At 42.3% G+C, this 14005-nt stretch carries 12 protein-coding genes; 1 reads left to right on the forward strand and 11 read right to left on the reverse strand.

Annotation, left to right across the window (positions count from 1 at the left end; all coding sequences use genetic code 11):
* Positions 1-35: 35 nt before the first annotated feature.
* The 4 genes from ACFVS1_RS15615 to ACFVS1_RS15630 form a co-directional block, all read right to left on the reverse strand.
* Positions 36-1238, reverse strand: a complete 1203-nt coding sequence (locus tag ACFVS1_RS15615) for an FAD-dependent monooxygenase (RefSeq protein ID WP_387548637.1) — start codon at positions 1236-1238, stop codon at positions 36-38.
* 126 nt (positions 1239-1364) lie between these two features.
* Positions 1365-2477, reverse strand: coding sequence for a cupin domain-containing protein (locus tag ACFVS1_RS15620; protein WP_101224122.1), 1113 nt, complete (start codon positions 2475-2477; stop codon positions 1365-1367).
* Positions 2478-2507: 30 nt separating this feature from the next.
* Entirely contained in the window at positions 2508-2999 is a 492-nt protein-coding gene (locus ACFVS1_RS15625) for a DinB family protein (protein WP_387548639.1), read from the reverse strand.
* A gap of 1 nt (position 3000) precedes the next feature.
* Positions 3001-3948: a fumarylacetoacetate hydrolase family protein gene (locus tag ACFVS1_RS15630; RefSeq protein ID WP_387548641.1), complete on the reverse strand. Its 948-nt coding sequence runs from the start codon at positions 3946-3948 to the stop codon at positions 3001-3003.
* Between the two features lie 389 nt (positions 3949-4337).
* Here ACFVS1_RS15630 and ACFVS1_RS15635 point away from each other — a divergent pair, with 389 nt between their 5' ends.
* Positions 4338-5096: an IclR family transcriptional regulator gene (locus ACFVS1_RS15635; protein ID WP_241590624.1), complete on the forward strand. Its 759-nt coding sequence runs from the start codon at positions 4338-4340 to the stop codon at positions 5094-5096.
* A gap of 54 nt (positions 5097-5150) precedes the next feature.
* Here the strand turns inward: ACFVS1_RS15635 and ACFVS1_RS15640 are convergent, their stop codons facing one another.
* The 7 genes from ACFVS1_RS15640 to argJ form a co-directional block, all read right to left on the reverse strand.
* Positions 5151-5330 (reverse strand): YjzC family protein, encoded by a 180-nt coding sequence (locus ACFVS1_RS15640; RefSeq protein ID WP_034314546.1) that lies wholly within the window; start codon positions 5328-5330, stop codon positions 5151-5153.
* Between the two features lie 274 nt (positions 5331-5604).
* On the reverse strand, positions 5605-6564 hold the full coding sequence (argF, locus tag ACFVS1_RS15645) for an ornithine carbamoyltransferase (protein ID WP_352921990.1): 960 nt from the start codon (positions 6562-6564) through the stop codon (positions 5605-5607).
* Positions 6561-9680, reverse strand: coding sequence for a carbamoyl-phosphate synthase (glutamine-hydrolyzing) large subunit (locus ACFVS1_RS15650; RefSeq protein ID WP_387548644.1), 3120 nt, complete (start codon positions 9678-9680; stop codon positions 6561-6563). The genes argF and ACFVS1_RS15650 overlap by 4 nt, the downstream gene beginning before the upstream one ends.
* Positions 9673-10755: a carbamoyl phosphate synthase small subunit gene (locus ACFVS1_RS15655; protein WP_352921994.1), complete on the reverse strand. Its 1083-nt coding sequence runs from the start codon at positions 10753-10755 to the stop codon at positions 9673-9675. The genes ACFVS1_RS15650 and ACFVS1_RS15655 overlap by 8 nt, the downstream gene beginning before the upstream one ends.
* A gap of 81 nt (positions 10756-10836) precedes the next feature.
* The gene (locus ACFVS1_RS15660) at positions 10837-11988 is read right to left on the reverse strand and encodes an acetylornithine transaminase (RefSeq protein WP_387548646.1); all 1152 of its coding nucleotides are present in this window, start codon (positions 11986-11988) and stop codon (positions 10837-10839) included.
* Positions 11985-12758: an acetylglutamate kinase gene (gene argB, locus ACFVS1_RS15665; RefSeq protein WP_387548648.1), complete on the reverse strand. Its 774-nt coding sequence runs from the start codon at positions 12756-12758 to the stop codon at positions 11985-11987. Before argB ends, ACFVS1_RS15660 begins: the two co-directional genes overlap by 4 nt.
* A gap of 12 nt (positions 12759-12770) precedes the next feature.
* Entirely contained in the window at positions 12771-14003 is a 1233-nt protein-coding gene (argJ, locus tag ACFVS1_RS15670) for a bifunctional ornithine acetyltransferase/N-acetylglutamate synthase (RefSeq protein WP_352922000.1), read from the reverse strand.
* Positions 14004-14005: the final 2 nt, after the last annotated feature.

Raw genomic sequence — 14005 nt, forward strand, 5'->3', positions numbered from 1 at the left:
TGCATAAACTCACTGATTGGATGTAACAAAATGGCTTATGCTTTCACGGCCGTTTTATTGTATCCATGAAATTCATCGACGAATTGGAAATCCTTATCCGTCCGACCTGCAAGGATCGTATCTCGGAGAAGAATGCCTGCATCGGTCGTATTGTGGATGATTTCCCCCCAAATTCTTGCGCTCGATTGAACATTAGCCGTGCGTGGTATGCGTTCCTCTTGATATTTCAAAAATGCCTGTTCAATGTCATTCCCATGCTTATGAAGCATATCCGACAAATAAGCTGCGTCTTCTAAAGCCTGGCAAGCCCCTTGTGCCAAGTATTGAAGCATCGGATGTGCCGCATCACCCGTAAGTGTAATTCTTCCTTTTGTCCAATTATCGATTGGTAACCGGTCATACATTGGCCAGCGGCGTTGTCTTTGGATAAATGAAATCGCATTCTGAACAAGCTCACACGTTCCGGCAAACACACGGTCCATTTCTTCCGGAGTTCCCCATTGATCTGTTTTTTCGTTTTCTTCCGTGTATTGAGAACTTTTGAACACCACTACTTGGTTGTATAGTTCTCCCCTTCTAACCGGGTATTGAACAAGATGAAGGTTTGGTCCAATCCACATATAAACATCATCTAAATCTCCATGGCTCGTAACCTCTTCCATCGGAATCGCTCCCCTGTATGCAACATATTGAGAGCAGATCGGTTGATCTTCCACAAAAAGCTTCCGTGCCTTGGACCATAATCCATCGGCTCCAATAACAGCGGTTCCTGAATGTTGGGACCCGTTGGCAGAAGTAACCGTCACTTCACCTTCATTTTCTACCGTTTCAATAATGGTTTGGTTCGTAACCAGTTCAATATACGGGTTATTTTCACAGGCTTCAGCCAGTACTTTATGCAAATCGGAACGATGCAAGACAACATACGGTGCTCCATATCTTTCTTTATAAACATCACCTAAATCCAATGCGGAAAGCTCTTTTCCGGAAAAGGCATCCATCAGCACCAATCTTTTTGGAAATACTGCAATTTCATTGATTTTATCCATGACCCCTAAACGCTGCAAGACGTTGGTGGCATTTGCTGCAAGTTGAATCCCTGCACCAATTTCGCCAAATTCGGGAGCTTGTTCAAGGACTTTTACATATTGTTTTGTTTCTGCAATTCCTAAAGCAGTTGCCAATCCGCCAATTCCCCCACCGATAACGATGAATGGTTTATTTTCTGTGTTCATCATCAATTCCCCCTATATTTAGTTGCTTTTAGCCAATGTTGCGGATCACTACCACAGTAAGCGTTTTCATTCGACTGGCATTCCATATATTCATCAGGATCTAAGCTGAAGATTCCAACCAGATTATTTTCAAACCAAAACAGGCTTGAATTCACTTTCAACCTTTTGGTAACCATTGTTTGCGTCTAATGCCTGTTGCTGCTCCAAATCGAATCTCTCCATTATTGGTAGGTCGTTTACTGAGAACAAGTAAGAATCCGCTTCTGCAACATGCTCATGCCATGCCCAATTTGGAACGACGAAATAATCTCCCTTTGACCAGTCAAAACGCACTCCATTAATTACCGTATAGCCTGATCCTTGGTGCACTTGATAAATTGTGGAATGGGTATGGCGATGTGCTTTCGTATGGAAACCTTTCGGAAGTTTCTGCATCCATGCCCCCATCGTCGGATTGGCCGTTTGGCCATTTGATGGATTGATATATTCCACGGCGAAACCATCATATGGATCCGGTTCGAAATTCATTAAACCTTCTATCGCTGCTTTGGTGCCTTTCCACTTGTAGTTGGCAAGCGGTGCCACTTGTGAATAACGGTCGGATACTGGACGAACCATTCCGCCTTGATAACGGAGCTCTGAAAAATTATCGGGCCGTTTAGGCGTTTCAATCCGATCAGGATATGGTTCAAAGAAAGTGCCGCCTATGGAATAGATGGTTGGGATATCAAGGGCATCCATCCAAATCATCGGTTTATCGCCAACATGTCCATGACCATGCCATAGGTTTTTAGGCGTGATCAAGAAATCTCCTTCTTCCATGAAGATCCTTTCTCCCTGCACGATGGAGTAAGCACCTTCACCATTCGTAATGAAACGAAGTGCACTTTGGGAGTGACGGTGGGAAGGGGCCACTTCACCTGGCAGCAATAGCTGGACCGCTGCATATAGCGTTTGTGTTGTCGAAGCCCATCCCCAAGGCTGACGATAAGTGAGTCCAGGGTTTTGAAAATAAATGGCCCTGCGCTCCCCGCCTCGGTCAGGTGTGAATATTTCAGCCGCTTCCATCAATTTTTTTGTTAAAAGTTCTTCTTTCCATAAATAAGCATGCGCATGAGGTTTAGGTTCATGATCCATCAGAGCGGGAATGGCTTCCCACAGCGGCCCAAGGTTATACTGCTGAATATCCTTTGTAAAATCTTTTACGATTGTACTATTCATGTATTCCGATTTTTCAGCCATATTAATCCCTACTTTCTTTTTTATCTTGCCTCACTGGATTTTAGAAAGATTTCGCTTTATTTGATCATAGTGTCCTGAAACATGCTCATCGATGAAGTGATCGACTATATAAGAAACTGGTTTGTTTCCGAATTTAGCGAAATTCCGGTGTGGCGATTCTTTGGATAGTGTTTCTTCATCTAAATTCCCTAGACTGCTCTCCACTTCGTATTTAAGCTCCTCCACTTGCTTCATGACAACTTCAACAGCAAGTTTGTCTGTATCTGTAACTGCTGCCAATCGGGCTGGATCTTGCAATCCACGCCCCCATTCGGCTCCAGGCATCGCTATAACAGTTTCCACTTCACCTAACCAATAAGGAATGGCTTCAGCTAAATGGGAAAGTATCTGCATGATTGACCATTCATCCTCTGCTGGTTTAAATCGGATTGTATCTTCCGGTAGGTTTGCCGCTGTTTCAAGAATGTGGTCGATTGATTGTCGAACCGATTGGATTGAAGTCCCGATTTCCTGATAAGCCATTTTATTTTCCCTCCCCGACACGTCGCACACGGTTTTCAAGATAACCTATTTTGTCTATTTCGATTTTGACAACGTCACCATCTTTTAAAAACACTTGTGGATCACGGGCTACCCCTACGCCACCCGGTGTTCCTGTGAGTACGATGTCACCTGGTTCAAGAGTCATTAAGTTCGATAAGAATTCAACTAGATACTTCACATCGAATACGAAGTTAGATGTATTCGTTTTTTGGCGTTCTTCACCATTTACCGTTAATCGGACATTTAAGCCAGATGGATCGGAAAGTTCATCGGAAGTGACTAACCAAGGCCCCATCGGAGCACTTCCTTCAACCGTTTTCCCTTGTAGCCACTCAAGTGTTCGCCGTTGGATATCACGGTAAGTGACATCATTCGCAATTGTATAACCAGCTACATAATCAAGAGCATCTTCTTTTGAAACATTACGTGCCCTTTGTCCGACCACAAAAGCGAATTCAGCTTCATAATCTAGTTGTTCTGAGATTGGGAAAAACGGTATATCATCCTGGGGACCGATTACTGTATTGGCGAACTTTGCAAATACCACAGGGTATGGAGGCAGTTCACGACCCATTTCAGCAATATGCTCACGGTAGTTATGTCCGACACAGATAATTTTGCTTGGCTTTTGGACAGGGGCCTCAAGCTTTATATTTTCAATTTCATGTACCAATTTATGTCTGAAGGAATCACGATTGTTAATAGCGAAGTCCGCAGCCTTTTGCGCAATGGAAAGGCTTTCATTCCCTCCCTGTAAAAACTCCTCCATTGTTGCAGGGACATACGCGTCAGCGATTTGTTCGCTGCGAAGTTTCCCTTCGCTTTCAAGAAGCGCTTGATAGGCATAGTTCAAGTCAACTACTAAATTATTCGGGTAAATTGCACCAATACGTTTAAATCCTTGACTGCTGAAAGTTACTAATTTCATATTTCATTCTCCTTTATTTATCTGGATTTTTTAATGACTCTTTTTGATGCCACCATTCCGTTTCTGCTGGATTGCGTCGCATACCAGTATTTGAATGACTGTGCATCTTATTAATTTCACTTATAGGTAACACTGTTCACTATTTATATAAATAATAACTCAATTTTCGGAATATTGTCAAGAAAGTATTGCGAAATTTTGTACAAATGTTATCATCTACACCATTATCAGTACTTCGGAATCAATAAAAACTGCGCTAAAGTTATTTTTTAATAGGAAAGGATATTGATAGCTTCAAGCAGCCAGCGGTTTTTCTGCTAAATTTCATTTATATTTTACAGATTCTGATATACTAGACCTAAATGAAAACAGATTAGGGAGATTGATTTATGGAAATCGTAAAATCCGGTTCGACGATTCAATCATTACAAATAGGGATGAGCATCATAGATTTACTTGCTTCCCAAAGAACTCCTTTAAGATTCTCTGATATACAGGAATTAACGGATATAACGAAAAGTAATCTTTATAAGTATTTGAATACTTTGACTCAACTGGAGCTACTATATCGCGATAAGACAACCGGTATGTATCACCTTGGGAGCAAATTGATTCAATACGGAATGGCAGCGATAGGAAATGAGGATGTAACGAGCAGAATAACTCCTTATTTACAGGAAATCAGTCACCATACTTCTTGTACGGTCCTTTTTTCCGTTTGGACATACGATGGACCAATCACTGCGAAGATATGGAATTCCAACCAAAACTTAAACATCGGGGCACAGTTAGGTACGAGACTTCCACCATCATCCTCTTCCGGAAAGGTATTCACTGTATTTCAGGATCCTTCATTGACGGCGGAATGGATTGAAAAAGATCGTAATGTTACAGGTCCGTTCCTTAAAGAAACAAATGAATATGATGAAATTCGGAAATACAAAATAGCTTTTGCCAAAGAGCCTCTTGTACCATCCGTTTCCTCCATGTCCATTCCGGTTTTTAATTATAATTCGGAATTATTGGGAGCGATCACTGCCGTTGGGTTCACCGAGAGCATTCCTGATCATTATGAAGACCCTTTAAGCCATTATTTAAGGAAGTGCTGTTTGGAAATCTCGAATATATTCGGTTATTCTGCTGAATAGAAAAAAAGCAGGAAGAAGGAGGGCGATCATTCCTTTTTCCTGCTTTTAAATGTTTCATGGCTTCCGCTTATATGTCCATATCCGGTTATGATTGGATGTTTCAGGAAAAGAATCCCCTGCATCAAGCTTTACCATTTTCGGATTCACTACCGTGCTGCCCGTTTCACCGATTTCTACGTAGGTCCCATTATTAGGTGCCTTCTGACCCGGCTTAAATTGACGATTTTGCCCCATAGATTTCACCCCTTTACATGCTTTCCCTGTTATTATTACCAGGTTCCTTCCTTTCATGTCAGAAAAATTAAGAACATACAGGAAAGCGGCTGAATAAAAAAGGTGTTGTTCTTTGAACTTGACTTGACCGTTGATTGGAACGTAGGGCACTTATTGATCTAGTTATGGTTCTCTACCTGCTACAAATAAAATCAAAAAGGTTTCGGAATGAGACCATCCGAAACCTTTTTTTCTAAAAACTGAGTGACTGCTCTCTAAGGAGACTCTTTTTTGGTTAAGACATTAAGTCTACAAGGACCGCCTTTTGTGCATGCAGACGATTTCCGGCTTGGTGGAAAACGACGGAATTAGGCCCATCGATGACTTCAGCCGTAACCTCTTCCTCCCGATGTGCAGGCAGGCAATGCATAAATAGATAATCTTCTTTAGCAAGTTTTACTAGCTCACCATTGATTTGATAATCTTTAAAAGCTTCTAAGCGGATACCATTCTCGATTTCCTGCCCCATGGAGGTCCAAACATCGGAATAGACGATATCCGCACCTTTTATGGCTTCCGAAGCCGATGTTGTCACCAAAACTTCACTGCCAGTCTCTTCTGCCACTTTTTTAGCATAGGCGACGACCTTTTCATCAGGTTTGTAGCCGTCAGGACATCCTATGGAAAAATCCATTCCCATTTTTGCACAGCCTACCATCAATGAATTGGCAACATTATTGCCATCACCGATATAACTCATCTTCAAGCCTTTTAGGTGCCCTTTTATCTCGATGATCGTCAAGAAGTCAGCAAGCACCTGACAAGGATGGGCAAGATCTGTTAACCCATTGATGACTGGGATAGTTGCATTTTCTGACAATTCCAGGATTTTTTCATGTTCGAAGGTACGAATCATGATGCCATCAATATATTCAGAAAGGACTTTTGCAGTATCGGAAATCGTTTCACCACGTCCAATTTGCAAGTCATTGCCACTTAGGAACAAAGCGTGTCCGCCAAGCTGCATCATGCCCACTTCAAAAGAAACACGGGTACGGGTAGACGATTTTTCAAAGATCATCCCCAACGTTTTACCTTTTAAAGGCGTATATTCTTCACCGGCCTGCAATTTGCCTTTAATGGTCTGCGCCAGTTTTAACAAATCTGCAATTGCAGTTGGTGTAGACTCCTTCATGGTCAAAAAATCTTTTCCATTTAAAATCTTCGCTTGTGTCGGTGCCGTCATTGAACTCATACGTGTGACACTCCTTTCGAATATGGTACAAGCCATTCCTGAAGCGAGTTCACCCCTGGATCAGCATTTTCTACCGATTTTAGATAGGCCTTGAACGTCTCTTCTTCCGTAAATGCAAGCAGTCGGTATTTCGCAGCAAGTAACCTTAGCTTTTTATCTTCCTCCGTTGTTCCATATGCCAAAACGACCGCCGCATTTCCTTCATTTAACCATTTATCAAAATCCGAATTCCCCAATATCAAACCTGCTTCTTTGATTTGGGCTAACAAATCTTCACTTAATTGGACAGATTCTGACTGATAAACACCTGTAGTATGTTTAGCTTTTTGTGCATGGAATACTTTTGACAACGCTTCATTTACCGTTTCCCCGATGGCTATTCCTTCACCTGTTGATTTCATTTCCGGACCTACCTTCGAATCAAGTCCGCTTAGTGCAAATGTAGAAAATACGGGATATTTGACGACTGCATATGGAATTTCATCCATTAAGCCCGTTTTTTCGAACGCATTCGACAATGAATATTTCCCAAGCAATATTTTTGTCGCGATTTGCACCAAGGATACATCGGTCACTTTACTGATGATTGGAATTGTCCGGCTTGCACGAGGATTCACTTCCAATACATATACACTATTTCCCTCAATCACGAATTGGATGTTCATAAGTCCTTTATACCCAAGTTCACTAACTAGTTTATTAGCATAAAGGGTCATTTTATCTTTGATATCATCCGTTAAGGATTGAGCTGGCAATAATGCCATGCTATCTCCTGAATGGACTCCTGCTTTCTCTATATGTTCGGCAATGATGGGAATGTATACATCATTTCCATCCGCAATCAAATCGATTTCGGCTTCCTTCCCTGGAATATAGGAATCGATCAACACTGGATAGACAAGTGCCGTTCCATTTGCCATTCTATTCAACAAGCTTTCCTTGGAGCGGATGATTTCCATTCCCTGGCCGCCAATTACATAGGATGGACGTAAGAGCACCGGAAAGCCGATTGCCTCTGCACTTGCAATTAATTGTTCTTCACCATTAGCCATAGAACCCGGTACATGCGGAATATCCAGTTTTTGAAGAAGCTGATAAAAACGATCACGATCTTCTAATTGATCTAGTGTATCGAAGGAAGTCCCCAACAAATTAACACCGTATTCTTCCAGGCCTTTTGCCAGGTTTATCGCAGTCTGCCCACCAAATTGGACGATTACATCTATAATATCTTCCGCTTCTATTACATTAAGAACATATTCAAGAGTCAACGGTTCAAAATAAAGGCGATCTGCCGTCGCAAAATCCGTGCTTACCGTTTCCGGATTATTATTGATCATGATCGTTTCAACATTTTCATCCTGGAGTGCATAAACACCGTGAACCGAACAGTAATCAAATTCTATTCCCTGTCCGATGCGGATCGGACCGCTGCCAATCATCAAGACTTTCTTTTTATCCGTTTTTTTCTGTTCGTTCTCACCAAAATATGTTGAATAGTGATAGTTCGTATGTGATTCGAACTCGGCTGCACATGTATCAACCGTTTTGTAGACAGCCGTAAGACCTAGTGATTTGCGGTGTGCTCTCACTTCCATCTCACTCACTTTCCATACGGAAGCAAGATAGCGGTCGGAAAAGCCCTTTTCCTTGTATGTCTGCAGTTCTTCCTTTGTCACCTGATCATTTGCCTTAGATTCAATCTCCAATTCGTACTGGATCAATGACGCAAAGGATTTAAGGAAGAAATAATCTATGGCTGTCGCTTCATGGATTTCTTCAATCGACACGCCTTTTCTAAGCATTTCAAAAATGACAAATATTCGTTCATCAGATTTTTCGGCAAGCTTTCCCCAAAGTTCAGGAACGGTTATATTTTTCAGCGATAATAGCTGCAGCCCAATCGTTTTCAATTCCAAAGAATCGACGGCCTTTTGGACTCCCCCTTCAAAGCTGCGGTGTAAAGCCATCACTTCACCAGTCGCCTTCATCTGTGTTCCCAATTTGCGGTTGGCGGTCGTGAATTTATCGAATGGCCATCTTGGGAACTTCACCGCTACGTAGTCAAGAGCAGGTTCGAAGCTTGAATATGTGCTTTTCGTTACTGGATTGATGAGCTCCGATAAATCGTAGCCGACAGCCAGCTTCGCGGCTATGCGTGCTATTGGATAACCTGTTGCTTTGGAAGCCAGTGCCGATGAACGGCTGACGCGCGGGTTTACTTCTATTAAATAATATTGCTTGCTATTCGGATCAAGGGCAAATTGAATGTTACATCCGCCTATGATACCTAAAGCAGAAATGATTTTAATGGATGCGGCACGCAGCATCTGAAACTCATCGTCCGATAAAGTCTGTGATGGTGCCACGACGATCGAATCACCTGTATGGATCCCGACCGGATCGATGTTTTCCATATTACAGATGGTAATGCACGTATTGTTGCCATCTCGCATAACCTCATATTCGACTTCCTTATAACCAGCTATGCTTCTTTCAATCAAGCATTGTGTAATCGGGCTTTCTTGAAGTCCGCCCCGTACAAGTTCCTTAAAGGTGTCCAGTGAATCGGCAATACCACCGCCAGTTCCGCCGAGTGTATAAGCGGGACGAACGATGATGGGGAAACCGATTTTGTCGGCAAAAGCCAGCGCTTCTTCAAAAGTATGGACAATCGTACTGTCGGGAACGGGTTCACCTATTTCAAACATCAACTCACGGAACAGCTCACGATCCTCCCCTTTTTTGATGGAGTCGATCGGAGTTCCCAATAATTTGACATTATATTTTTCAAGTATTCCAGCATCATCCAATTGATAAGCAAGATTCAATCCTGTTTGACCGCCTAATGTAGCGAGCAGGCCATCCGGCTTTTCTTTGGAAATGATTTTTTCCAGTACGTCAACTGTTAAAGGTTCGAAATAGACAGCATCCGCATTCATATCATCAGTCATGATCGTTGCTGGATTGTTGTTGACCAGTATGACTTTATATCCTTCTTCCTTTAAAGCAAGGCAGGCCTGTGTACCTGCATAATCGAATTCGGCGGCCTGCCCGATGACAATAGGCCCCGAACCAATCACTAAAATGGTCTGTATCGTGTTGTCCTTAGGCATAAGCTTTTTCTCTCCCGCTATAATCATTTATCATTTGTAAAAAGTCATTGAATAGTAATGAACTCTCGATAGGTCCTGGATTTGCCTCTGGGTGGTACTGCGTAGTGAAGATTGGCAAGTCTTCATGCATGAGCCCCTCAACCGTGTTATCATTCACGTTTCTGAATCTTACTTGCAGTGATGTTCCTTGCAGGCTCGGTTCATCAACCTCATAACTATGATTCTGCGAACTCATATACACCTTTTTCGTTTTCAAATCGACCACGGGCTGATTCGCACCGCGATGTCCAAACAGCATTTTTTTTGTATTTCCGCCTAAGGCAAGGGCCGTTAATTGATGACCGAGGCAGATGCCCATCGTTGGAAAATTCGTTATGATCTTTTTAATGTTTCCTAAGAGGTATTCAAGCTGTTTTGGATCCCCAGGCCCATTTGAAAGCAAAATACCATCTGGCTTCATGTCCTTGATTTGCTCGAATTCCGTATCGAATGGTACGACAGAGACTCGGCAGCCTTGCTCGACCAATGAATCCAATATGGATTTTTTATATCCGAAATCCATCATCACAACGTGCTTGTCGCCTTCCCCAAAGCTCTCGACAACCTTTGTGGATACCTCAGCTACATGGGCTGATAAACCATTCAGGCCGGGTACGACAGTGTATTTTTCTTCTGCTGTGATGACTGCCTGCATGGAACCTTCCTGTCTTATATTCTTAACGACCGCTCTTGTGTCAACATGGCTTAAAAGAGGGATGTTCCACTTGTCTAAATATTCACCAAGTGAATATTCAGCCTGATAATGGGAATGGCTCATATTTCCTTCATATACAATCACACCGGCAACATGCGGCTTCTTACTTTCAAAATCATGTTCATTGATTCCGTAATTTCCGATCAGCGGGTATGTGAAGATGACAATCTGGTCCTTATATGAAGGATCTGTCAACACTTCTTGATATCCGGTCATTCCTGTGAAAAAGACAATCTCTCCAGTGATTGTTTTTTCAGTCGATTTAGTCAGCAGTTCCCCTTCAAAGACGGAACCATTCTCTAAATATAGATAGCTTTTCATGATCTTCACCTCTTTAGATGATGTATATTTATATATACAATAGCATAATTATTCATTTTATTCTATAAAAATTCAATAAATTTAGACAGTTTGTTTTATTGCCAATACTTTTTTAATTTTACTTATCGCCCTATCGATCTCCGATTCGGTAACTGTCAGGGATGGGAGTAAACGAAGTACTTTAGGACCTGCACTCAATACTAGTAAGCCCTCCTCTTGCAGTTCCATTAAAAACACCTGAACATCTTGTTTACACTCAATTCCGACCATCATTCCCAGACCGCGAATCTCTTTCACTTCATCCATGCCCTTCAATGCTTTTGCCAATTCGCTCTCAAGGTATTCAGCCTTTTTAACGGTTTCTTTTAAAAACCCTGAATGGAAAATTTCCTTTAACACGGCTTCGGCTGCTGAGACACTGACGGGATTGCCTCCAAAAGTGGATCCATGGCTTCCAGGGTTAAAGAACTCAGACAGCGCTTCCTTCCCAATCATCGCCCCGATTGGCAGGCCATTTCCCAGCCCTTTTGCAGAAGTGATGATGTCCGGTTGAATATTGAAATGCTGGAATGCGAATGGTTTCCCTGTACGCCCTATTCCAGTCTGAATTTCATCTATGATAAGGAGAAATCCGTGTTCTTGGCATTTAGTTTGAATTGCGTCCAGATATGATTGCTGTACAACATGGATGCCTCCTTCTCCTTGAACAATTTCAATCATTACAGCTGCAGTATTTTCATCGATGGCTGCTGTCATGGCCTCATTATCATTAAATGGAACGTATTCGAACGAAGCTAGCATCGGTCCGAAACCAGTCTTGATTTTTTCCTGCCCGGTGGCAGCCATCGTTGCAAACGTACGGCCATGGAAAGACTGCTGACATGTAACAATTTTGCTTTTCCCGGTAGCTTTACGTGCTAGTTTGATAGCTGCCTCATTCGCCTCGGCGCCGCTGTTGGCAAAGAACACCTGACTTAAACCAGAGGCATCAGCCAGCATTTTTGCTGTCCGTTCCTGTATGGAACTTTGAAACATATTCGATACATGCCAATATTTATCAAGCTGTTCCATAACGGCCATTTTTACCTGCTCATGGCAATGTCCAAGATTCAGTACCCCGATTCCGGATGTGAAATCCAAATACTCTTTACCTGTTACACTCGTAATCTTCAATCCTGACGCTTTTCTTGGCTCAATGTTCCACCTTGCGTATGTTGGAAATAAAGAACTCATTGTAATACCCCTTCCTCCTGAAGAAATTTCGTACCGATGAATTGTCCGCCTTGATAAAAATGATCTTTCCCACTAACGATCATCACTTCTTCAATTCCTTTATTCAGCACTGACAACGCTGTATTGACCTTCGGAATCATTCCCCCATGGATACCTCCATCCATGATCATATTCTTCGTTTCCGTTTCATTCAATTTTTCAATGATCTGCCCATTCTTCAAGACCCCTTTAACATCGGTCACAAATAAACACATATCAGCCGATAGCGCCTTCGCTACAGACCCGGCAGCCATATCGGCATTCACATTTAATTTAGTACCTTCTTCGGTAGTTGAAATGGGCGTCAATACTGGACAATAACCTTTTTCGAATAAAAGTCCGAATAATTCCGTATTGACTTGTTGTATTTCACCAACAGCTCCAAGTTTTTGTTCATCGATATAATCACCTGTGAGAATTCCGCCGTCAGAGCCATTTAAACCGACTGCCTTGATGCCATGAGCTTCCAATTTATGAACGAGGCTGCGGTTTGATTTGCCTGCCAGCATAAGTTCCACAATTTCCAAAACTTCAGTGGTCGTTTTTCTTAACCCATCTTCAAATACAGGTTCAATTTCAAATTTTTCAAGCATTGAATTTATATCAGGGCCGCCTCCATGCACAAAGACGATATGGTAGCCGCGGTTTTGTAACTCTTTTACACTATTGAAAAACGACTCCGATAACTCGTTAATAATGCTGCCGCCGCACTTAATGACTAATATGTTCATACTTTTCACCTCTTACGAACGATAGCTTCCGTTTATTTTCACATAATCATAGGTTAAATCGCAGCCCCATGCCGTGCCTGATTCATTACCATCTTTCAAATAAACATGAATGATGATACTTTCGTTTTCCAAGTATGCTTTGGCATCTTCCTCAGAAAACATGATTGGCTCACCATCTTTTAGTACGACAATGTCACCAAAAACGATCGTTGTTTGATTCGGATTGAATACCACTCCGCTTCTTCCCATCGCAGCAATGATTCGTCCCCAGTTTGCATCCGCTCCAAAAGCTGCCGTTTTCACTAGATTTGACCCAACGATCGTCTTCGCCATCATTTGTGAATCTTGCTTCGTATTCATGCCATGAACATTCACTTCTATCAGTTTTGTGGCACCTTCACCGTCTTTCGCAATTTGTTTGGCGAGATTTTCAGAAGTTTGCTTTAATAACTCCAGGAAGATGGACCATTCCGGATGGTCAGGTGTCAAAGGTTCATTGTTCGCCTCTCCATTCGCGAGCACCAACACCATGTCGTTCGTTGAACAGTCGCCATCAACCGTGATTTGATTGAAAGTATCATTTGTAATCGAGGATAGTGCTTGCTGTAAATCAGCCGGTTCAATTACTGCATCCGTCGTAATGAAGCCGAGCATCGTGGCCATGTTTGGATGAATCATTCCCGAGCCCTTTGCAGCACCGCCCATTTTCACGCTTTTACCGTCAATGATTGTTTCATACCCACAGCTCTTCGTTACGATATCGGTTGTTAAAATGGCTGTACCAAAAGCTTCAGCAGCTTCAGGTGTATTTTCTGGCTGCAATGACGCTATGCCTTTCCTTACCTTTTCCATTTCCATGAATTCCCCTATGACTCCAGTTGAAGCCACTGCAAATGAATGGTCCTCCAAACCGAACTTTTGAGCAGCAAGCTTCCTCATTTCATTTGCATCTTTTAAACCCTGTTCACCTGTACAAGCATTCGCACAAGCACTATTCACTACAATGCCGTGTAGTTTCCCAGTAACGGCAATGCTGTCTTTCGTTACATTGATTGGAGCTGCCTGAACTATATTTTGTGTATAAACGGCCGCGGCTGATGCTGGAACATCGGTGAAAATGATACCAACGTCCTTTTTAGAATAGCGTAATCCTGCATGGACACCTGACGCTTTGAACCCTTGGGGCATTAAAATGTTTCCTTCTTGAATATGTTTGATTTCTTCAACTGGCTGTAATGTATTCATTA

This window comes from Peribacillus sp. NPDC058075 (assembly GCF_042885195.1).
In the GTDB taxonomy this organism is placed as follows: domain Bacteria; phylum Bacillota; class Bacilli; order Bacillales; family DSM-1321; genus Peribacillus.